Here is a 19,589-nt window from a genome sequence, read left to right as displayed (position 1 = left end):
GCGGTCCGCGACGGTAAAGCTCATGTTGGCGTTGCTACACCGATTTTGTTACGCCACCACCCGATAACACGGCACATACGCCGCGCCGCCCGGCAGTTTCATGCGGTGCTGGGCGACGAAGGCCTTGAGCAGCAGGTCCAGCGGCTGCATGATCGCCGCGTCGCCACGGATCTGGTACGGCCCGTGTTCTTCGATCAGACGGATGCCCTTGTCCTTGACGTTGCCGGCGACGATGCCGGAGAACGCGCGGCGCAGGTTGGCCGCCAGTTCATGGGATGGCTGGTCGAGGCTGAGTTTCAGGTTGGCCATGTTTTCGTGGGTCGGGTCGAACGGGCGCTGGAAGCCCTCGTCGATTTTCAGCAGCCAGTTGAAGTGGAACGCATCGTTGCGCTCGCGACGGAATTGCTTGACCGCTTTGAGGCCCTGGGTCATTTGCCGCGCCACTTCGGCCGGGTTATCGATGATGATCTGGTAGTGCTGCTTGGCGGCGTCACCCAGGGTGGCGCCGACGAACGCGTCCAGTTGTTCCAGGTACGGCGCGGCATGTTTCGGCCCGGTGAGGATGACCGGGAAGGGCAGGCCTTCGTTGCCCGGGTGCATCAGGATGCCGAGCAGGTACAGGAACTCTTCGGCCGTCCCGGCGCCGCCCGGGAAGATGATGATGCCGTGGCCGACGCGGACAAAGGCTTCCAGGCGTTTTTCGATATCCGGCAGGATCACCAGTTCGTTGACGATCGGGTTCGGCGCTTCGGCGGCGATGATTCCGGGTTCGGTCAGGCCCAGGTAGCGGCCGCCGTGGATGCGTTGCTTGGCGTGGGCGATGGTCGCGCCTTTCATTGGGCCTTTCATCACGCCGGGGCCGCAACCGGTGCAGATGTCCAGGCTGCGCAGGCCCAGTTCGTGGCCGACTTTCTTGGTGTATTTGTATTCTTCGGTGTTGATCGAGTGCCCGCCCCAGCACACCACGATCTTCGGCTCGACGCCGGGGCGCAGGGTGCGGGCGTTGCGCAGCAGGTGGAAGACGTAATCGCTGATGCCCTGGGAATTGCTCAGGTCGATGCGTTGGCTGTCGAGTTCGTTTTCGGTGTAGACGATGTCACGCAGGGCGCTGAACAGCATTTCCCGGGTGCTGGCGATCATTTCGCCGTCAACGAAGGCGTCGGCCGGGGCGTTCAGCAGTTCGAGGCGTACGCCGCGGTCCTGTTGGTGAATGCGGATTTCAAAATCTTTATAGGCTTCAAGAATGGTCTTGGCGTTGTCGACATGGGCGCCGGTATTGAGGATGGCCAGGGCGCACTGGCGGAAGAGGGTGTAGGTGCTGCCGGAACCGGCTTCGCTCAACTGCTGGACTTCCCGTTGCGAGAGCGTTTCCAGGCTGCCTTTGGGGCTGACGGAGGCGTTGATAACTTGGCGTTGGGTCATTCATTGATCCTTAAAACGATGTCATTCACACAGCAACCACGAATGGCATCCGAATAATGTGTATTCATGAAAGAAGATGGCACGAACTGCACGGTCTCGCCATGTCCCCCGCTTGACGATGAAAAGATGAAAAGGAGCCCCAGCATAGCTAAATCCCTCGCAGAGGCGATAATGGCCCGCAGTCTTTTTACTTCAGACCCCTTTTTACCATTGAAGCTCAGGAAACCCGACGCAATGTTCGAAATCCAGCCGATGAACGCCGATACCTACCGGCAACAGACGCGGCGCAGCACGATCATCATTGCCCTGATCTTTCTGGCGCTGGCGATGGGCCTGTCCACGGTGGCGGTGGCTCTGTTCGGAGTGCCAGGGGGTGACAATCTGCGCTTCAACGTCGGTGGCGTGTTTGTCGCGGTGCTGGCGATGGCGGCGCTGATGCGCAAAGTGTTCTGGCACCAGGAATGGATGGCGCCGGCGGTCTACGCTTGGCAGCTCAAGCGCAGCCTGATGAGCATCACCAATGTCATGCATCATGTAACGGCGGCCGTGGAGAAGGGTGATCCGGTTGCCATGAAGCTGTTGCGTTTCTACCATCTGGGGCTGGACCAGATGCATCAACTGGACGGCAACTCCAGTGACCACAGCCAGTTGATCCGCGAAATGGACCGGCACAAGGAGCGGATGCAGGCGCTGGGCATCGATACCGGGCAGACGCGCCTGGATCCGGCGTGGCTGGAGGCGGTAAAGCCAGCGTCGCGCTAACATCATCGCGAGCCTGGACCAGGCATAGTGAGCAAAAGAGGCGATCAGGAAGATTCGCCCTGTCACAGACAATCAGGGAGCACCATGGGACATCCGTCGATCAACGATAATATTGAAATGCTCCGGCCAGCGGTGCCCCGGCTCAAGGTCCGCTCGGCGGTGATCCTGCTGCTCGCTGTGTGCCTGTCGATGGTGGTTATCGTGATCTGGGAAGCCTGGAGCTCACGCCAGTACCGTCTGCATGACAAGGAAGTGGTGATGTCCAACCTTGCGCAGACCCTGGCTTCGCAAGCGCAGGCAACAATCAAGCAGGCCGACACGCTGCTGTTCACTCTGGTCGACCGTCTGGAGCACGACGGTATGGATCAGTCCCGGCTGCCGCAATTGCTCAACGCCCAACGCAGTGAGTTGAGCCAGCTCCACGGCCTGTTCGTTTTCGACGAAAAAGGGCAGTGGATCGCCAATTCCAATGGCGTCGGCCAAACCGGCGTCAATAACTCCGACCGCGAATATTTCATCTTCCATCGCGACAACCCCAGCCGCGGGCCCCACATCGGACCGTCGATCAAGAGCCGTTCGAGCGGTGAATGGATCGTGACGGTTTCGCGCCGGGTCAATCATCCCGATGGCAGCTTTGCCGGCGTGGCACTGGCGTCGATTTACCTCAGCCATTTCCTGCAACTCTACGACAGCATCGACATGGGCAGTAACGGCGTGATCAACCTGATCGCCGACAATGCCAGCATTGTCATTCGCAGACCCTTCAAGGAGACGGATATCGGTACCAGCCTTGCCAAAAGCCCGTTGTTCACCCGGTTGTTGCCCAAGGGCGACTCGGGCACGGCCACGATCACTTCGATCGTCGACGGTGTCGAGCGGGTGACGGGGTACCACCGGGTCGAGGGTTACCCGTTAATCGTTTTTACCGCGTTGAACAAGGATGAAGTGCTGGCCGGTTGGCGCCGGGAAACCCTGCTCAGCGTCTGCATCGTCACGTTGTTGCTGAGTGTTCTCGGGGTACTGGGGTTTCGGCTCATCAAGTTGATGAAGCAGCAGAATCTGGTACAGGTCGAGTTGCTGGACACCCAGGACAAGCTCCTGGAGGTCAATCGCAACCTCGAAGGCCTGGCCCTCAAGGATGCGCTGACGGGGCTGGCCAACCGGCGTCAGCTCGATGCGTTCATCGATGCCGAAATGGGGCGTGCCCGGCGCAGCCAGACCGGATTAGCGCTGCTGATGATTGATGTCGATCATTTCAAACCGTTCAATGACCGCTACGGCCATCTGGCCGGTGATGAGTGTTTGCGCAAGGTCGGTGCGATCATCACGGACAACATCAATCACCCCGTTGACCTGGCCGCCCGTTATGGTGGCGAAGAGTTTGCCGTGGTGCTGCCCGGAACCGACTACGTGGGGGCATTTCTGATGGCGGAGAAAATCCGTCGCGCGGTGCTACAGGCCGAATTTGCCCACAGCGACAGCCCGGAAGGCAGCGTGACGGTCAGTGTCGGTGTGTGTGCCAGCAATGCCACTTCCCAGGTTCGCCCCGAAGACCTGATCGGTGCGGCAGACAAGGCGCTGTACGTGGCCAAGGCCAGCGGGCGCAACATGAGCGTGATCGCCAACTGAACGTCAGGCGTCAGGCAAACCGGTCCGTTCCCTGAACCAGCCGGGTAGCCAGGTTGGGCTTTTCAAGCTGCTCCAGCCACCAGCCCAGGGCGCGACCGTCATGGTCGCCACGCCAACCGGCGTACAGGATGTTCGGTTCGCGCGGGTCGGCCATCGGCTTTTCAACCAGCATGCCGTTTTTCAGCAGCGAGCCAACCCGGTGTCGCGGCAGCCAACCTACCCCCAGCGCATTGCACTGGGCGAGGATCTTTGCGCGCATGGTCGGCACGGCCAGCACCGGTTGCCCCCCGGTGACGCCGTAGGTGCTGCCCTCGGTGGCTCTGGAGGAATCGGCCACCACAATCGCCCGGTGCTGCGCGACCATGGCCCGGGTAATCGGGCCTTTGGCCTTGGCCAGCGGGTGTTTGGGCGACACCGCAAACACCCACTCCATTTCCCCCAGTTGCATCCAGCGCAAGGACGGGATCGCCGGAGGCTCGTTGGTGGCGCCGATGATCAGGTCCGCGCGGCCTTCGCGCAGGGCTTCCCAGACCCCTTTGAGCACTTCCTGGGTGATGCGCAGCGGTACGCCCGATTGCAGCGCATCGAATTGGTCGATCACCGGGATCAGGGTTTCGAACTCCAGCAGTTCGTCGGTCACGATCCACAAGCGACTCTCCCAGCCGTTGGCGACTTGCCGGACCCGCTGGGTCAGGCGCGAGACGTCCTGCATCAGCCGCGCCGCTTCGTTGACCAGCAACTCACCCGCCGGGGTCAGTTGCAAACGGTAGCGGCGGCGGTCGAACAGCAATGCATCGAAACGCTCCTCCAGCTGCCGAGCCGCATAGGACACGGTCGACGGCGCCTTGCCCAGGTGGGCCGCCGCCCGCGACAGACTGCCGGTTTTGCGGATGGCCTCGAGCAGTGCCAGGTCTTCGGTCGACAGCATGTGTTCAGTCCTTGGCGGGTGGTTGAAGTTTCAGGCGGCCCATTGCCGGATCAATCGAAGATAGACCAGCACGTTGATCGCCAGCACCACGGCGCCCAGGCCCAACTGAATGCCGGGTGTCAGGCCGGCGGGATAGATGACCGGCCAGAGGTAATGCTCGATGAATCCACCACCATAGCCGGATTGCCCGGCCCCGTGGCGCAGACGGTTTTCCCAGTCGGTCAGCGGGCAGGGCAAGTGGAAGAATTCCACCGCCATGCCCCACAGCGCTGCAGGCGGATGCCACCAGATCAGGTGGCGCCATTTGAGCACCAGCAACCCGCCGAACAACATAAACACAATGAACAACAGGTGAAACAGCATCAGCCCATCGGCTGCGATTCGGTACAGCATATCGGTGCCCCTGAAGGCTGAACGAATCGCTCCATGGTACTCGGACCGGTGTCGGGCGCTCTAGCGATTGTCGCGACCCAATGCGCTGAGCACGCCTTTCATACGTTCGGTCATCGATTCACTGCTGCGTTGCATCGGCGCACGCAGTTCGTCACCGATCAAGCCTTGCAGGGCCAGCGCGGTTTTCACCGGGGCCGGGTTGGGCTCCAGGAACAGGCTGTTGATCAACGGCAGCAAACGGAAAAACGTGGCGCGGCCGTCCGCCAACCGGTTGTCGCGGATCTGCCGGTGCAACTGCACGAACAGTTCGGGATGAACATGCGCCGACGCGGCAATCGCGCCTTTGGCGCCCAGGCACAGGGCATTGAAGATCTGGTTGTCCTCACCGCACAGCACGTCGACTTGGCCGCTATCGAGCAAGGCCAGGGTGTTGGAAAAATTACCGCCGCAATCCTTGATGGCGACGATGCGCTCGTGGGCGACGATGTTCAGCAGGGTCGCCTGTTCGAAGGCCACGCCGGTACGGTAGGGGATGTCGTAGAGGATCAGCGGAACGCTGGAGGCATCGGCGACCGTGCGGAAAAACGCTTCCAGGCCAGCCTGGGAAGGGCGGATGTAATACGGCGCCGGTACCAGCAGGCCAGCCACCGGGCGCTTGAGAATCTCGCTCTGGAACTGCAACAACTCGGTCAGGTTGTTACCCGCCAGACCCATGACCACCTGCTGTGCCGGCACAAGTTCGAGCACCGCATCGAGCACCGCCAGTTGCTCATGTTTGTCCATGGCGGCCGGTTCGCCGGTGGTGCCGCAAACGATGAGGCCGTCGACGCCTTTTTCCAGCAGATGGCTGACCAGCCGGCGCAAGCCGACGAAATCGATGGCGCCGTTGTGGAATGGTGTGACCAGTGGAACCCAGATACCTTGAAACGCAGACATGCACTTTCTCCTGATGGTTGACCGATTTCGTCACCGTCAGGAGCGTAGAAGGAGAGTAAGCAAGGGGAGGGTGGTCCGTCGCGCTCAATGTCCTGTCAGCTCATCTGACGGGACAGCGCGCCCCGGTCACATGAGCGACTGTTTCTTCGATTTGAGGGCGTGCGCAACGCAACCTTGCGCCTTGGCAATCAAGCCAAAGACAGAAAAGTTGAAGTTGAAGGTTGCGGACATGCTTGCTTACACCCTGAGTGAGGCGCCCAGTTTTAAAAGCCGGCGCGCTGTTTGTCAATCACGAAAATCAGCGAACTCGGCGCGCATCCGACCCTCGTGCTTGGCCTTGTAGAGCAATTGATCGACCTGGTCGACGAACTCCAGCGCCGTGGCATGGATCGAAACGGCGGTGGTGCCGACGCCCAGGCTGACGCTCAGCAGGTTCGACACGTTCGAGAATTCATGGGGGATCTGCTGCTGGCGAATCAGGTGCAGGCATTTGTGCGCCACCAGCCTGGCGGATTCGGCATCGCTTTCCGGGAGTAACCAGACGAACTCTTCGCCGCCGATCCGGGCGATGAAGTCCCGTGGCCGGTTCGCCGCCAGGGACAGGGTTTGCGCGACGCGGCGCAGGCATTCGTCGCCCTTGATGTGGCCGTAATGGTCGTTGTACTGCTTGAAGTAATCGATATCCAGCACGATCACCGACAACGGCGAGCCCGTGCGCTGGGCATTGCTCCACTCGCGTTCCAGCACAGTGTCGAACATGCGCCGGTTGGCGATGCCGGTCAGGCCGTCCTGGAAGGAATACTCTTCGAGCTGCTTTTGCAGGCGGCTCAGGTGTTCTTCGGTTTTCTTGCGCTCGCTGATATCGAACATGAAACCCACCAGCGCTTCGACTTCGCCGTCCTTGCGCACCACGTGCACCACATCGCGAATCCACACGTACTCGCCGCTGTCGGTCAGCGCCCGATAGTCAGCCTCGTGATCGAGACCGGCGCGCGATTGCGAGACGCAGAAGTCCATCACGTAGTTGCGATCATCAGGGTGCATGCGTTCGACCCAGTCGTTGACCGTGGTCCAGCTGTCCTGCTTCCAGCCCAGCAGCTCCTCGATCTGCGGCCCGATATAGCTGAAAGTCATGGTTTTCCAGTCGATGCGCCAGGGAATCGCCCGGGTTGACTCAAGCAGGGTTTTATAAACGTCGCTGTCGGTTTCGACTGAACTCATGAAGGGACTGCCTCGATGAAAATGCAGCGCCATCATGTTGTTGTCACTTTGGCGAATCAAGCGGGCAGCCGATGAATGGCACGCAGTCCTGTCAGTGAGCAAGATTGTTCAAGCCATTGGCCGCCATAGCTGGCAAAGTCTGGGGTCTTTCCCTGTCTGTAGAACGTCATGTCCAACTCAATGATGCCGCGCAGTGCCTTTCTGCGTGGCGCTGCGGCGATCATGCCGCTGTCCCTGGCCACCGCGCCCTGGGGCTTGCTGGCCGGCTCCATGGCCATCGAGGCCAACCTCACGCCCCTGCAAGGCCAGGGGCTGTCGAGCATTGTGTTTGCCGGAGCCGCGCAACTGGTGGCCATCGGCATGCTCAAGGGCGGAGCCGGGATCTTTTCGATTCTGCTCACCACGTTGCTGCTGACCTCCCAGCATCTGCTTTACGGAATGAGCATGCGTTCGGTGATTTCTCCGTTGCCGGGGCACTGGCGTGCAGGCCTGGGTTTTTTGCTCACCGATGAGTTGTTCGCCCTGACCAGCCAGCACGACAAGCAGCAATTCAACCGTTGGTACGCCTTGGGCGTGGGGTTGACGTTCTACATCGCCTGGAACCTGTTCACCTTGGCGGGCATTGTGCTTGGCAGCAGCATCCCGGGCCTCGAACACCTGGGCCTGGATTTCTCCATCGCGGCCACCTTCATTGCCCTGATCACCCCGGTGGTCCGTAACGTGCCGACCGTGGTGTGCGTGGCAGTGTCGCTGTTCTGCTCGGTGCTGTTCAGCTACTGGCAATGGGGCTCGGCGCTGGTGTTGTCGGGGCTGGCGGGCATGACCGCCGGGTTTGTCTGCAATAAATTCCATGGTGGACGCACATGATGGTCTGGGCAGTGATTGTCGGCATGGGCGTGTTGGTGTTCCTCAATCGCTATGTTTTTCTGGAGCCGCGACTGCCGGTGCGCCTGAGCAGCAATGCCCGGCAATTCCTCGGGTTTGCCGTACCGGGCATGTTGACCGCCATCTGCGGGCCGATTGTGTTCATGCCGGAAAAACAGTTGAACCTGCAATGGGACAACCCTTATCTGATCAGTTCACTGGTCGCCGTCGGCCTGGTGCTCTACACCCGCAACACCTTGCTCAGCATGCTGTTGAGCATGGGCTTCTTCTTTTTGCTGCGCTGGTGGCTGTGAGCCGGTCGACGGAAACTGTTCTACGCTTAAAGTGGATGACCGATCCCTTCAGGAAGAGAGGTGAACATGGCCAATGACCCCAAGCGTCCGGATCTGGAAGAAGAAGAGGACGAACCCACGGAAGAAGAGATTGAGCAACAGAAGCGCTCGGTACCGGACTGGAAGCATCCTGACGACGGCAAGGAACTGTCAGAGCCTGACCGCAAATTTTGAGCTGCACGCGAATACAACAAAGCCCCGCCATTGTGCGTAATGCTGCTGTAGGAGCGAGCTTGCTCGCGATGGACTCAAGAGCACCGCGTTTAGCCAGTAAACACGCGTAATCGTTAACGTCCATCGCGAGCAAGCTCGCTCCTACAGCAATTCCGCTAGTGAGCGGGGCTTTGTCATGTGATGTTGTTGAATTTCAGTTTGCATGCGCAGCTGTCGTTATTGATAAGTTCATGGAACTTCTTTAATCAGCGCGGCGCCCTGGTTCCTGACATTGCCAACCGCCTTGTCGACCTTGTACCACTCAAATACGTTACTGGCCTCGCCCTGGGACAGCGCCATTTCCTCGGCTCGTTCCTTGGGCGTGGCCGGGTCCAGCCATTCCCGCGCCAGCTCGGGCGAGAACACCACCGGGCGTCGGTCATGCACGTCAAGCATCCCGCCCGCGCTGTCGGCCGTGAGGATGACGAAACCGTCGTGCTCCCGGTGAGGGGCTCCGCCGATCGGGTACTGGCCGATGGCCGCGCAAAAAGCCGGTGCCCGGTTGCGTCGCCGAATCAGCCACGGTTGTTTGTTACCGTCACCGTCGTCGACCCATTCGAACCAGTTATCGATCGGGCAGATCGCGCGATGGGGCCAGATCGCCCGGAAGTACGGGCCGTGGGCGACTTTCTCGACCCGGGCATTGATCGGCGCCACGCGATCCGTCGCCCAGTGCGGTCGCCAACCCCAGCACACGGCGTCGGCGTGCAGCCGCTCATTCTCAAGGTGCAACAGGGCGAGTTGCGTGGTGGGCGCAGCGTTATAGTGCGCCAGGGGTTCGTTGCCGACGCGGTTGACCAGCGCATCGGGGATGCTCAGCACCGCCACGAAGTCGTGGATTCCACGGTATTGCGACAGTCGTCCGCACATGGCCTGACACTCTGGTTGAGCGTTTTTTTCAGTTTAGTCGGTGGCGACGAAATGGGCCTGGCAAGCACTGGAACCAAACTCTGTGTACCTTATCCAACCTCGGCTCGCCGTCTCGATGCGGGCTGACGACGGATGAACGGGCGAAGGATTCTTGCCAGTTGACGTATCGACCGTGATGGTCTGGCCCAAGGCAGAAGATGAAACAGTTGTTCAAATGTTTAACGGTGTGCGCTTTGGCAGTGAGTCTGCTGGGCTGTATCGCAGCACCGATTGAAATGACTCCACAGACCGAACAGCGTTTGCGTGAGCAACCCCCCGTCCGGTTTCTGCTGACCTTCGATGACGGCCCCAGCGCATCGAGCTGGTGGAATCCGACTGTCACAGTGCTTGAGAGCCTGGCGCAAAACCCGCTGCAACCGGGCATCAAAGCCGTGTTCTTCGTGCAAACACGCGCACCGCGAGCCGGCGGCAGCGAGTTGGGCCGGGACATCATGCGGCGCGAAAACGCCGAAGGTCACATTCTGGGGTTCCACACGGCGACGCCCTGGCACACCAACCATCGCTCGCTGGAGCCGCAAGAGCTGGAACAGGCCCTGACCGATGGCAGCGCCGACATCGCGGCGATCACCGGCGCCCCCCCGATCCTGCTGCGCCCGCCATTCTGGAACTACGACAAACGCACTTTCGCCGCCTATCAGCAGCATGGCCTGCATGTACTGCTGACGGACTTGAGCGCCAATGACGGCAAGATCTGGGGCTTCAACGCCAGCCCCCGCCGCCGGTCGCACATGCTGCGCTCGATGTCCGAAGTACGCGAACGCATTGCCCGTGGCGAATTGCCAGTGGTCGATGGCGTGATTCCGGTGGTGGTGACCTTCCACGACCTCAACCGGTACACCGCCCGGCATACCCGTGAGTACCTGCAGATACTGCTCGACAGCGCCCGGGAGACCGGGGTGAAAACCGCGGACAAGCCATTCTACGAGGATCAGGCCGCGTTGCTGCGGGCCGCCATGGCGCGAACCGTGCGCGACGATTCACAGCCTGTCGAGTTGCCGGGGTTCTGGAACTGGATCTGGGGCGGGAACACCCATTAGAAAACGTGCAGATAGGGCCGCTGCGCGCAGGAGCACCAGCCCGGCCCAGCGGGAGCAAGCTCCCTCGCCACAGGTATTTATTGCCTTAAATCCCTGGTGGCAGCAGTTCATCAATCATCCGCAAACAATGGTTCAACCCCGGCGACACATCGCCCACCCGTCGGCTGAGAATGATCGGCGAGGTGGCGTTGTCTTCCAGCAGCGGGGTGAAGCCGATGTCGTCGCGGTGCAGCAACTGCACCGAGGCCGGCACCAGCGTGACCCCGATTCCTGCCCCCACCAGACCGATCGCCGTTTGCAACTCGTTGGTCCATTGCGCGACGTGGATGCTCACGCCATAGGACTCAAACAGGGCAATCACATGGTCGGCGTAACTCGGCCGTGGATTGCCGGGGTACAGCACAAAGGGTTCCCTTGCCAGTTCCCGCAGGCTGATGGGGCCTGCGAGCAACGGGTGCCCGGCGGGCAGGGCGGCGACCAGGCGGTCTTCGGTGAGCACGGTCTGGATAATGGCCGGGTCGTCGATACGGATTCGGCCGAAACCGATGTCGATGCGCCCGGCCTTCAATGCCTGCACCTGTTGCAGGGTGGTCATTTCCGACAGACCCAACTCCAGCTCCAGCGGCTCGCCACTGCGTAACCGCCGGATCAGTTCCGGCAGCACGCCATACAGTGTCGATGGCGCAAAGCCGATACCCAGCCAGGTTTTCTCACCCGAGCCGATACGCCGCGTGTTGTCGCAGACCTTGCTCAGTTGTTCGAGCAGGGCAGTGGAGTGCTCGTGGAAAAACCGCCCGGCGTCAGTCAACTTCAGCGGTCGGCCGCGCTCCAGCAGCATCACCCCCAACTCGTCCTCCAGTTGCTGGATCTGCCGGCTCAACGGCGGTTGGGCAATGTGCAGGTGCTCGGCGGCGCGAGTGAAGTTGAGGGTTTGAGCCAGCACCTGAAAGTAACGCAGGTGACGCAGTTCCATGGGGCCTCCGGATTTTCAATTGAATACCTTTAAGGTATCAAGCCAGACCAATTCTATATTGGCCGCCCGGAAAAAGCCGTATGAGAATCCGACTCAGAACTTCAAGAACCTGACGGGTATCGAAATGCTAGCAACCGCCATTGAGTCGATCGAGACGATCATCGTCGATCTGCCGACCATCCGCCCGCACAAGCTGGCGATGCACACCATGCAGAACCAGACCCTGGTGATCATTCGCGTGCGTTGCGTTGACGGCATCGAAGGCATTGGCGAATCCACCACCATCGGTGGCCTGGCCTACGGCAATGAAAGCCCGGACAGCATCAAGACCAATATCGATACGCACTTCGCACCGCTGTTGATCGGCCAGGACAGTGGCAACGTCAACGCCGCCATGTTGCGCCTGGAGCGCAGCATCCGTGGCAACACCTTTGCCAAATCCGGTATCGAAACCGCGCTGCTCGACGCCCAGGGCAAACGCCTCGGCCTGCCGGTCAGCGAATTGCTCGGCGGCCGTGTTCGCGACTCGCTGCCCGTGGCCTGGACCCTGGCCAGCGGTGACACCGAAAAAGACATCGCCGAAGCGGAAAAAATGCTCGACCTGCGCCGCCATCGCATCTTCAAACTGAAGATCGGTGCCGGTGAGGTCAACCGCGACCTGGCCCATGTGATTGCCATCAAGAAAGCCCTGGGTGATCGCGCCAGCGTGCGGGTCGACGTCAACCAGGCGTGGGACGAAGCCGTCGCGATACGTGCCTGCCGAGTCCTCGGCAGCAACGGAATCGACCTGATCGAACAGCCGATCTCGCGCAACAACCGCGCTGGCATGGCCCGCCTGAACGCCATGAGCCCGGCGCCGATCATGGCCGATGAATCCATCGAAAGCGTGGAAGATGCGTTCAACCTGGCCCGCGAAGGCGCGGCTTCGGTGTTCGCCCTGAAAATCGCCAAGAACGGTGGCCCACGCGCCGTGTTGCGTACCGCCGCCATCGCTGAAGCGGCCGGCATCGCTCTGTACGGCGGCACCATGCTTGAAGGCGGCCTGGGCACCATGGCTTCGGCCCATGCCTTCGTCACCCTGAACAAACTGGCGTGGGACACCGAGCTGTTCGGCCCGTTGCTGCTGACCGAAGACATTCTCAGCGAACCGCTGGTGTATCGCGATTTTGAACTGCACGTGCCGAAAACGCCGGGCCTGGGCCTGAGCCTGGATGAAGAGCGCCTGGCGTTCTTCCGCCGCGACAAGACCATTCATCAAGCCTGAGGAGAGCATTATGCTGTTCCACGTAAAAATGACCGTGAACCTGCCGGTCGACATGAATCCTGAAGCGGCCGCCAGGCTCAAGGCTGACGAAAAAGCCCTGGCCCAGCGCCTGCAAGAGCAGGGCAAGTGGCGCCACCTGTGGCGCATCGCCGGGCACTACGCCAACTACAGCGTGTTCGATGTCGACAGCGTTCAGGAACTGCATGACCTGCTGATGCAATTGCCACTGTTCCCGTACATGGCCATCGAAATCGACGCGATGTGCCGGCATCCTTCTTCCATCCGTGACGATGACCGCTGAGCCCAGCCTGTTCAGTTCGCTACGCTAATAATTACAAGATGAGGAACCCTGCAAAATGAACGTCAAGATTTCCCACACTGCCGAAGTCCAGAAATTTCTCGAAGAGGCCAGCGGCCTGCTCAATGACGCCGGCAACCCACGGACCAAGGCGCTGGTCTACCGCATCCTGCGTGACTCGGTGAACATCATCGAAGACCTGGCGGTGACCCCGGAAGAATTCTGGAAAGCCGTCAACTACCTCAACGTGCTGGGTGCGCGCCAGGAGGCCGGGCTGGTGGTGGCCGGTCTCGGTCTGGAGCATTACCTCGACCTGCTGATGGACGCCGAAGACGAACAGGCCGGCAAGTCCGGCGGCACGCCGCGAACCATCGAAGGCCCGCTGTACGTGGCGGGCGCGCCGCTGTCGGTCGGCGAAGCGCGCCTCGACGATGGCGTCGATCCGGGTGTGACCCTGTTCATGCAAGGCCGCGTGTTCAACACCGCTGGCGAGCCCCTGGCCGGCGCCGTCGTCGACGTCTGGCACGCCAATACCGGTGGCACCTACTCGTACTTCGATACCACGCAATCGGAATTCAACCTGCGTCGCCGTATCGTGACCGACTCCGAAGGCCGCTATCGTTTGCGCAGCATCGTGCCGTCGGGCTACGGCTGCCCGCCGGACGGTCCGACCCAGCAACTGCTCGATCAACTGGGCCGTCATGGCCAGCGCCCGGCGCATGTGCACTTCTTCATTTCCGCGCCGGATCACCGCCACCTGACGACCCAGATCAACCTCGACGGTGATCAGTACCTGCACGACGATTTCGCCTACGCCACCCGTGACGAGTTGATCGCCAAAATCACCTTCAGCGACGATCAGCAGCGCGCGGCGGCCCATGGCGTGAGCGGTCGCTTTGCCGAAATCGACTTCGACTTCACCCTGCAGTCGTCCGCCCAGCCCGAGGAACAACAGCGCCACGAACGGGTCCGCGCACTCGAGGACTGATTGTCCCGATCCCCTGTAGGAGCGAGCCTGCTCGCGATGGACGTTAACGATGACGCTGGGTGCCTGATTCCCCGCGGCGTTCTCAAGTCCATCGCGAGCAAGCTCGCTCCTACAGAGGGTTCGGTTCTAGAATGGATCGACGCAACCGATAACAAAAACGAGAGTGACCCGATGATGCAAGCGCAACTGTTGAGTCAGCGCAGCGCCGTATTCGACCACGCCGACCCCTACGCGGTGTCGGGCTACGTCAATCAGCATGTCGGTAATCATTGCATCCTGATGCCCCGGGCCGGGCGCCCGCTGGCCAGCCTCAATCATCGAAAGTTCGCCAGCCTCGACCTGTGCCGCATCAGCTACGGCGGCAGCGTTCGCGTCACCTCGGGCGCGCTGGAAAGCATCTATCACTTGCAAGTGTTGTTGCAGGGCAATTGCCTGTGGCGCGGTCACGGGCAGGAGCATTACTTCGCCCCCGGCGAGTTGCTGCTGATCAACCCCGACGATCCGGTCGACCTGACGTACTCGGACGACTGCGAAAAATTCATCCTCAAAGTCCCCACTTCATTGCTCGAATCTGTCTGCAACGAGCAGCGCTGGCGATATCCGGGGCAGGGCGTACGGTTCCTGGAGAACCGTTATCAGCTCAATGAACTGGAAGGTTTTGTCGGCCTGCTGGCGATGATTTGCCAGGAGGCCGAGGCCACCGAGCAGATTCCCCGGGTGCAGGAACATTACGCGCAGATCATCGTCAGCAAGATGCTGAGCCTGATGAAAACCAACGTCAGCCGCCTCGAAATCGGCTCGCAGGCCGCCACGTTCGAAGCGATTGCCGATTACATTGCCAGGAATCTCAAGCAGGACATCGACAGCGAAGAGCTGGCGCGCCAGGCCAGCATGAGCCTGCGCTCGTTGTATGGCCTGTTCGAACGCAACGCGAGCACCACACCGAAAAACTACATCCGCCAGAAACGCCTGGAACGCGTCAACGCCTGCCTCAGCGACCCGACCTGCAACGTGCGCAACGTCACTGAAATCGCAATGGACTACGGCTTCCTGCACCTGGGGCGATTCTCCGACAGCTACCGCAAGCAGTTCGGCGAATTGCCGTCGGATACCCTCAAGCGCCGGCATTGAGTGGGGCCCTCATACGACTTGCGCAGCCGCCTCGAAAACCTGTGGGAGCGGGCTTGCTCGCGAAGGCGGTGTGTCAGGCAAGGTCAATGCCGGCTGACACTCCCTCTTCGCGAGCAAGCCCGCTCCCACAGGTTCCGAGTCTTGATGGATGTGCATGGCGGCAAACCTGGTCTCTACAAAAAATCCCCCTGCACAAAACGGATAAAGGTCTGCACCCAGCGGATATTCCAGCCTGATCCCCCGTCCTAGCATGGCCCTGCCTGAACAATAACAATGGAGGCGGCGGCCATGTCCCTGCGACCCGAATATTTGCATTCCCTGCTTGAAGACGATCCCGAGCAGGGCCTCTATCGCTGCAAGCGCGAGATGTTCACCGACCCCCGGTTGTTCGATCTGGAGATGCAGCACATCTTCGAAGGCAACTGGCTGTATCTGGCCCACGAAAGCCAGATCCCCAACATCAACGATTTCTACACCACCACCATGGGGCGTCAGTCGATCTTTATCGCACGCAACAAGGACGGTGTACTGAACGCGTTCATCAATGCCTGCAGCCATCGCGGCGCGACCCTGTGCCGGCACAAGTCCGGCAACAAAAGCTCCTACACCTGCCCGTTCCACGGCTGGACGTTCAACAACTCCGGCAAGCTGCTCAAGGTCAAGGACCCGGCGAACGCCGGCTACCCGTCGAGCTTCAACTGCGAAGGCTCCCACGACCTGACCCGCGTGGCGCGTTTCGAGTCGTATCGTGGCTTCCTGTTCGGCAGTCTCAACGCCGATGTACTGCCGCTGGTCGAGCACCTTGGCGAGTCGGCGAAGATCATCGACATGATCGTCGACCAGTCCGCCGATGGCCTGGAAGTGCTGCGCGGTTCTTCCAGCTACATCTACGAAGGCAACTGGAAGCTCACCGCCGAAAACGGCGCCGACGGCTACCACGTCAGCTCCGTGCACTGGAACTACGCCGCCACCCAGAACCAGCGCAAACAGCGCGAAGCCGGTGACGAAAACCCGACCATGAGCGCCGGCAGCTGGGCCAAGCAGGGCGGCGGTTTCTATTCCTTCGACAAGGGCCACATGTTGCTCTGGACCCGGTGGGCCAACCCCGAGGACCGCCCGCTGTACGAACGTCGCGACGAACTGGCCCAGGACTTCGGCAAGGCCCGCGCCGACTGGATGATCGAGAACTCACGCAACCTGTGCCTGTACCCCAACGTGTACCTGATGGACCAGTTCAGCTCGCAGATCCGCATCGCCCGGCCGATCTCGGTCAACCGCACGGAAATCACCATCTACTGCATCGCGCCCAAAGGCGAAAGCGACCACGCGCGGTCCAGCCGGATTCGCCAGTACGAAGACTTCTTCAACGTCAGCGGCATGGCCACGCCGGACGATCTGGAAGAGTTCCGCTCCTGCCAGACCAGCTACCAGGGCAGCGTCACCACCTGGAACGACATGTCCCGTGGCGCTGAGCACTGGATCGAAGGCGCCGACGAGGCAGCCAGGGAAATCGACCTGCATCCGCTGCTCAGTGGTGTGCGCACCGAAGACGAGGGCCTGTTCGTGCTGCAACACAAGTACTGGCAGCAGACCATGCTCAAGGCCCTGGCCGCCGAGCAGTCGAAGTTGATCGCCGTGGAGGACGTGCAATGAGCATTTCCTTTGATACCGTGCGCGACTTTCTCTACCGCGAAGCCCGTTACCTCGATGACCGGCAGTGGGACGAGTGGCTGGAGCTTTACGCCCCGGACGCAACGTTCTGGATGCCGTCCTGGGATGACAACGACGAGTTGACCGAAGACCCGCAGCGGGAAATCTCGCTGATCTGGTACGGCAACCGCACCGGCCTGGAAGACCGTATCTTCCGCATCAAGACCGAGCGCTCCAGCGCCAGCGTGCCGGACACCCGCACGTCTCACAACATCAGCAACATCGAGCTGCTCGAACAGGCCGACGGATTGTGCAAGGTGCGCTTCAACTGGCACACCCTGAGCTTTCGCTACAAGACCGTCGACAGCTATTTCGGCAGCAGTTTCTACACCCTCGACGTGCGCGGTGAAAACCCGCTGATCCTGGCCAAGAAAGTGATCCTGAAGAACGACTACGTTCGCCAGGTCATCGATGTTTACCACTTGTGAGGCGGCCGTCATGACCCATTCCATCGCGTTCAATTTTGAAGACGGCGTCACCCGTTTCATCGACGCCAATGCCGGCGAAACCGTGGCCGACGCCGCGTATCGCCAGGGCATCAACATCCCGCTGGACTGCCGCGACGGCGCCTGCGGCACCTGCAAGTGTTTTGCCGAGGCTGGCACCTATGATCTGGGCGAGGAGTACATCGAAGACGCCCTCAGCCCCGAAGAGGCCGAGCAGGGTTTTGTCCTGACCTGCCAGATGCGCGCCCGGAGTGACTGCGTGGTGCGGGTGCCGACGTCCTCGGAAGTCTGTCGTACCCGCCAGGCCAGTTACGACGCGACCATCAGCGCCGTGCGCCAGTTGTCCGACAGCACCATCGCGCTGTCGATCAAGGGTGAGTCCTTGAGCAAGCTGGCGTTCCTGCCGGGGCAATACGTGAATCTGGGGATCCCCGGCAGCGAGCAGACCCGGGCTTATTCATTCAGTTCGTTGCAGCGCGATGGCGAGGTCAGCTTCCTGATCCGCAACGTGCCGGGCGGCTTGATGAGCAGTTTCCTCACCGGCATGGCCAAGGCCGGCGACAGCATGCGCCTGGCAGGACCGTTGGGCAGTTTTTACCTGCGTGACATTCGCCGTCCATTGCTGCTGTTGGCCGGTGGCACCGGGCTGGCGCCGTTCACCGCAATGCTGGAGAAGATCGCCGAGCAGGGCAGCGATCACCCGCTGCATCTGATCTACGGCGTGACCCACGATTTCGATCTGGTGGAGCTCGATCGTCTGGCAGCCTTCGCCGCGCGCATCCCCAACTTCACCTTCAGCACCTGTGTCGCCAGCCCCGAGAGCCAACATCCGCTCAAGGGCTACGTGACCCAGCACATCGAGCCAGGGCATTTGAACGATGGCGACGTCGACGTCTACCTGTGCGGCCCGCCGCCGATGGTCGAGGCCGTCAGCAAGTACATTGGCGAGCAAGGCATCAAGCCGGCGAACTTTTACTTTGAGAAATTCGCCGCCAGCGCGGCTTGAGTCGCGCACAAATACCCAATGTGGGAGCGGGCTTGCTCGCGAAGAGGCCAGAGCATTCAACATCGATATTGCCCGTTAGACCGCTTTCGCGAGCAAGCCCGCTCCCACAGTTGGTAGTGGTCGTACACAAATGCCGTGCCCGACACAGGACGCATGTGGGAGCGGGCTTGCTCGCGAAGAGGCCGGAACATCCAACCTTGATATTGCCCGTGACACCGCTTTCGCGAGCGGGTGATTGAAACCGTACACAGATATCGGGCCCGACAAAGAGAGGTACACATGAACAGATTTCACGAAAAAGTCGCACTGATCACCGGCGCCGCCCAAGGCATCGGGCGGCGGGTGGCCGAGCGTATGGCCGCGGAAGGGGCGAAGCTGATCCTGGTGGATCGTTCCGAACTGGTGTTCGAAGTGCAGCAACACCTGGCGCCAACCGGCCAGGTTCTGGCCCTGACCGCCGACCTTGAGCAATACGAGGAATGCTGCCGGGTGATGCAAACCGCCGTCGAGCGATTCGGACGCCTCGACGTGTTGATCAACAACGTCGGCGGCACGATCTGGGCCAAGCCGTTCGAGCACTATGAAGCGTCGCAGATCGAGGCCGAGGTTCGCCGTTCGCTGTTCCCGACCTTGTGGTGTTGCCATGCGGCGCTGCCGTTCATGCTGGAGCAGGGCAGCGGGGCGATCGTCAACGTATCGTCCATCGCCACCCGCAGTCTCAACCGCGTGCCCTACGGTGCGGCAAAGGGTGGGGTGAATGCCTTGACCGCTTGTCTGGCATTCGAAACCGCCGGTCGTGGTGTGCGGGTCAACGCCACTGCACCTGGCGGCACCGAAGCACCGCCGCGACGCATACCGCGCAACGGTGCCGAGCAGAGTGAGCAGGAAAAACACTGGTACCAGCAGATCGTCGACCAGACCCTCGACAGCAGTTTGATGAAACGCTACGGCACCCTGGATGAGCAGGCGGGGGCTATTCTGTTTCTGGCCAGCGACGAAGCGTCCTATATCACCGGCATGGTCATGCCCGTGGGCGGCGGCGATCAGGGCTGACGCGAGCGACAGACAACCCCATCCGCAATCGG

21 protein-coding genes are annotated in these 19,589 nt (G+C 61.0%); 14 read left to right on the top strand and 7 right to left on the bottom strand.

The annotated features are described in order from the left end of the window. Window positions 1–48: 48 nt before the first annotated feature. Window positions 49–1,422, bottom strand: a complete 1,374-nt coding sequence (gene ppnN / locus ACEN8Q_RS11100) for a nucleotide 5'-monophosphate nucleosidase PpnN (protein ID WP_413428298.1) — start codon at window positions 1,420–1,422, stop codon at window positions 49–51. Window positions 1,423–1,656: 234 nt separating this feature from the next. Between ppnN and ACEN8Q_RS11095 the strand changes: the two genes are divergently transcribed. Together ACEN8Q_RS11095 and ACEN8Q_RS11090 are read left to right on the top strand one after the other, a co-directional pair. Beyond that, window positions 1,657–2,184 (top strand): DUF3087 domain-containing protein, encoded by a 528-nt coding sequence (locus tag ACEN8Q_RS11095; protein WP_413428297.1) that lies wholly within the window; start codon window positions 1,657–1,659, stop codon window positions 2,182–2,184. Between the two features lie 84 nt (window positions 2,185–2,268). After that, entirely contained in the window at window positions 2,269–3,813 is a 1,545-nt protein-coding gene (locus tag ACEN8Q_RS11090) for a diguanylate cyclase (protein WP_413705172.1), read from the top strand. A gap of 10 nt (window positions 3,814–3,823) precedes the next feature. Here ACEN8Q_RS11090 and ACEN8Q_RS11085 read toward each other — a convergent pair whose 3' ends face one another. From ACEN8Q_RS11085 to ACEN8Q_RS11070, 4 genes are all read right to left on the bottom strand, one after another. Further along, the gene (locus ACEN8Q_RS11085) at window positions 3,824–4,741 is read right to left on the bottom strand and encodes a LysR family transcriptional regulator (protein ID WP_413705171.1); all 918 of its coding nucleotides are present in this window, start codon (window positions 4,739–4,741) and stop codon (window positions 3,824–3,826) included. A gap of 30 nt (window positions 4,742–4,771) precedes the next feature. After that, entirely contained in the window at window positions 4,772–5,134 is a 363-nt protein-coding gene (locus tag ACEN8Q_RS11080; RefSeq protein ID WP_413705170.1) for a DUF2784 domain-containing protein, read from the bottom strand. Between the two features lie 60 nt (window positions 5,135–5,194). Then, complete coding sequence (gene dapA / locus ACEN8Q_RS11075) at window positions 5,195–6,070, bottom strand: 4-hydroxy-tetrahydrodipicolinate synthase (RefSeq protein WP_413705169.1); 876 nt, start codon at window positions 6,068–6,070, stop codon at window positions 5,195–5,197. A 285-nt stretch (window positions 6,071–6,355) separates the two neighbouring features. Beyond that, on the bottom strand, window positions 6,356–7,291 hold the full coding sequence (locus ACEN8Q_RS11070) for a GGDEF domain-containing protein (protein WP_413705168.1): 936 nt from the start codon (window positions 7,289–7,291) through the stop codon (window positions 6,356–6,358). A gap of 168 nt (window positions 7,292–7,459) precedes the next feature. On the opposite strand from ACEN8Q_RS11070, the gene ACEN8Q_RS11065 reads away from it, so the two are divergent. The 3 genes from ACEN8Q_RS11065 (at window position 7,460) to ACEN8Q_RS11055 (ending at window position 8,682) form a co-directional block, all read left to right on the top strand. Next, the gene (locus ACEN8Q_RS11065; protein WP_008021878.1) at window positions 7,460–8,158 is read left to right on the top strand and encodes an AzlC family ABC transporter permease; all 699 of its coding nucleotides are present in this window, start codon (window positions 7,460–7,462) and stop codon (window positions 8,156–8,158) included. Beyond that, window positions 8,158–8,469 carry an AzlD domain-containing protein gene (locus tag ACEN8Q_RS11060; protein WP_178076748.1) on the top strand — a complete coding sequence of 104 codons (312 nt, stop codon included), beginning with the start codon at window positions 8,158–8,160 and terminating at the stop codon, window positions 8,467–8,469. Before ACEN8Q_RS11065 ends, ACEN8Q_RS11060 begins: the two co-directional genes overlap by 1 nt. 66 nt (window positions 8,470–8,535) lie before the next feature. Further along, complete coding sequence (locus ACEN8Q_RS11055; RefSeq protein ID WP_413428291.1) at window positions 8,536–8,682, top strand: hypothetical protein; 147 nt, start codon at window positions 8,536–8,538, stop codon at window positions 8,680–8,682. A gap of 228 nt (window positions 8,683–8,910) precedes the next feature. On the opposite strand, the gene ACEN8Q_RS11050 is transcribed toward ACEN8Q_RS11055, so the two are convergent. After that, complete coding sequence (locus tag ACEN8Q_RS11050) at window positions 8,911–9,591, bottom strand: SOS response-associated peptidase family protein (protein WP_413428290.1); 681 nt, start codon at window positions 9,589–9,591, stop codon at window positions 8,911–8,913. Window positions 9,592–9,788: 197 nt separating this feature from the next. Here ACEN8Q_RS11050 and ACEN8Q_RS11045 point away from each other — a divergent pair, with 197 nt between their 5' ends. After that, window positions 9,789–10,688: a polysaccharide deacetylase family protein gene (locus ACEN8Q_RS11045; protein ID WP_413428289.1), complete on the top strand. Its 900-nt coding sequence runs from the start codon at window positions 9,789–9,791 to the stop codon at window positions 10,686–10,688. Between the two features lie 85 nt (window positions 10,689–10,773). Here ACEN8Q_RS11045 and ACEN8Q_RS11040 read toward each other — a convergent pair whose 3' ends face one another. Then, window positions 10,774–11,661, bottom strand: a complete 888-nt coding sequence (locus tag ACEN8Q_RS11040; RefSeq protein WP_413705167.1) for a LysR family transcriptional regulator — start codon at window positions 11,659–11,661, stop codon at window positions 10,774–10,776. A 124-nt stretch (window positions 11,662–11,785) separates the two neighbouring features. Here ACEN8Q_RS11040 and ACEN8Q_RS11035 point away from each other — a divergent pair, with 124 nt between their 5' ends. From ACEN8Q_RS11035 to ACEN8Q_RS11000, 8 genes are all read left to right on the top strand, one after another. Further along, window positions 11,786–12,925, top strand: coding sequence for a muconate cycloisomerase family protein (locus ACEN8Q_RS11035; protein WP_413705166.1), 1,140 nt, complete (start codon window positions 11,786–11,788; stop codon window positions 12,923–12,925). A gap of 10 nt (window positions 12,926–12,935) precedes the next feature. After that, window positions 12,936–13,226 (top strand): muconolactone Delta-isomerase, encoded by a 291-nt coding sequence (catC, locus tag ACEN8Q_RS11030; protein WP_007978984.1) that lies wholly within the window; start codon window positions 12,936–12,938, stop codon window positions 13,224–13,226. Window positions 13,227–13,281: 55 nt separating this feature from the next. Beyond that, window positions 13,282–14,211 carry a catechol 1,2-dioxygenase gene (catA, locus tag ACEN8Q_RS11025; RefSeq protein WP_413428285.1) on the top strand — a complete coding sequence of 310 codons (930 nt, stop codon included), beginning with the start codon at window positions 13,282–13,284 and terminating at the stop codon, window positions 14,209–14,211. A 171-nt stretch (window positions 14,212–14,382) separates the two neighbouring features. After that, entirely contained in the window at window positions 14,383–15,342 is a 960-nt protein-coding gene (locus tag ACEN8Q_RS11020; RefSeq protein WP_413428284.1) for an AraC family transcriptional regulator, read from the top strand. Between the two features lie 288 nt (window positions 15,343–15,630). Further along, window positions 15,631–16,995: a benzoate 1,2-dioxygenase large subunit gene (gene benA / locus ACEN8Q_RS11015; protein WP_413428884.1), complete on the top strand. Its 1,365-nt coding sequence runs from the start codon at window positions 15,631–15,633 to the stop codon at window positions 16,993–16,995. Further along, the gene (benB, locus tag ACEN8Q_RS11010; protein ID WP_413428883.1) at window positions 16,992–17,480 is read left to right on the top strand and encodes a benzoate 1,2-dioxygenase small subunit; all 489 of its coding nucleotides are present in this window, start codon (window positions 16,992–16,994) and stop codon (window positions 17,478–17,480) included. Before benA ends, benB begins: the two co-directional genes overlap by 4 nt. Before the next feature lie 10 nt (window positions 17,481–17,490). Then, window positions 17,491–18,504, top strand: a complete 1,014-nt coding sequence (benC, locus tag ACEN8Q_RS11005; RefSeq protein ID WP_413428882.1) for a benzoate 1,2-dioxygenase electron transfer component BenC — start codon at window positions 17,491–17,493, stop codon at window positions 18,502–18,504. A 279-nt stretch (window positions 18,505–18,783) separates the two neighbouring features. Continuing rightward, window positions 18,784–19,557, top strand: a complete 774-nt coding sequence (locus tag ACEN8Q_RS11000; RefSeq protein WP_413428106.1) for a 1,6-dihydroxycyclohexa-2,4-diene-1-carboxylate dehydrogenase — start codon at window positions 18,784–18,786, stop codon at window positions 19,555–19,557. The last annotated feature ends 32 nt before the right edge of the window (window positions 19,558–19,589 follow it).

This window comes from Pseudomonas sp. Pseusp16 (assembly GCF_047324915.1).
Classification (GTDB): Bacteria; Pseudomonadota; Gammaproteobacteria; order Pseudomonadales; family Pseudomonadaceae; genus Aquipseudomonas; species Aquipseudomonas fluorescens_CD.
Note: the sequence above shows the minus strand (reverse complement) of the source record. Positions and strands in the feature narration are given on the sequence as shown.

Bases quoted from the DNA above. Each gene is read 5' to 3' on its own strand.
- ppnN (WP_413428298.1), bottom strand. From the start codon at position 1,422: ATGACCCAACGCCAAGTTATCAACGCCTCCGTCAGCCCCAAAGGCAGC.
- ACEN8Q_RS11095 (WP_413428297.1), top strand. From the start codon at position 1,657: ATGTTCGAAATCCAGCCGATGAACGCCGATACCTACCGGCAACAGACG.
- ACEN8Q_RS11090 (WP_413705172.1), top strand. From the start codon at position 2,269: ATGGGACATCCGTCGATCAACGATAATATTGAAATGCTCCGGCCAGCG.
- ACEN8Q_RS11085 (WP_413705171.1), bottom strand. From the start codon at position 4,741: ATGCTGTCGACCGAAGACCTGGCACTGCTCGAGGCCATCCGCAAAACC.
- ACEN8Q_RS11080 (WP_413705170.1), bottom strand. From the start codon at position 5,134: ATGCTGTACCGAATCGCAGCCGATGGGCTGATGCTGTTTCACCTGTTG.
- dapA (WP_413705169.1), bottom strand. From the start codon at position 6,070: ATGTCTGCGTTTCAAGGTATCTGGGTTCCACTGGTCACACCATTCCAC.
- ACEN8Q_RS11070 (WP_413705168.1), bottom strand. From the start codon at position 7,291: ATGAGTTCAGTCGAAACCGACAGCGACGTTTATAAAACCCTGCTTGAG.
- ACEN8Q_RS11065 (WP_008021878.1), top strand. From the start codon at position 7,460: ATGTCCAACTCAATGATGCCGCGCAGTGCCTTTCTGCGTGGCGCTGCG.
- ACEN8Q_RS11060 (WP_178076748.1), top strand. From the start codon at position 8,158: ATGGTCTGGGCAGTGATTGTCGGCATGGGCGTGTTGGTGTTCCTCAAT.
- ACEN8Q_RS11055 (WP_413428291.1), top strand. From the start codon at position 8,536: ATGGCCAATGACCCCAAGCGTCCGGATCTGGAAGAAGAAGAGGACGAA.
- ACEN8Q_RS11050 (WP_413428290.1), bottom strand. From the start codon at position 9,591: ATGTGCGGACGACTGTCGCAATACCGTGGAATCCACGACTTCGTGGCG.
- ACEN8Q_RS11045 (WP_413428289.1), top strand. From the start codon at position 9,789: ATGAAACAGTTGTTCAAATGTTTAACGGTGTGCGCTTTGGCAGTGAGT.
- ACEN8Q_RS11040 (WP_413705167.1), bottom strand. From the start codon at position 11,661: ATGGAACTGCGTCACCTGCGTTACTTTCAGGTGCTGGCTCAAACCCTC.
- ACEN8Q_RS11035 (WP_413705166.1), top strand. From the start codon at position 11,786: ATGCTAGCAACCGCCATTGAGTCGATCGAGACGATCATCGTCGATCTG.
- catC (WP_007978984.1), top strand. From the start codon at position 12,936: ATGCTGTTCCACGTAAAAATGACCGTGAACCTGCCGGTCGACATGAAT.
- catA (WP_413428285.1), top strand. From the start codon at position 13,282: ATGAACGTCAAGATTTCCCACACTGCCGAAGTCCAGAAATTTCTCGAA.
- ACEN8Q_RS11020 (WP_413428284.1), top strand. From the start codon at position 14,383: ATGATGCAAGCGCAACTGTTGAGTCAGCGCAGCGCCGTATTCGACCAC.
- benA (WP_413428884.1), top strand. From the start codon at position 15,631: ATGTCCCTGCGACCCGAATATTTGCATTCCCTGCTTGAAGACGATCCC.
- benB (WP_413428883.1), top strand. From the start codon at position 16,992: ATGAGCATTTCCTTTGATACCGTGCGCGACTTTCTCTACCGCGAAGCC.
- benC (WP_413428882.1), top strand. From the start codon at position 17,491: ATGACCCATTCCATCGCGTTCAATTTTGAAGACGGCGTCACCCGTTTC.
- ACEN8Q_RS11000 (WP_413428106.1), top strand. From the start codon at position 18,784: ATGAACAGATTTCACGAAAAAGTCGCACTGATCACCGGCGCCGCCCAA.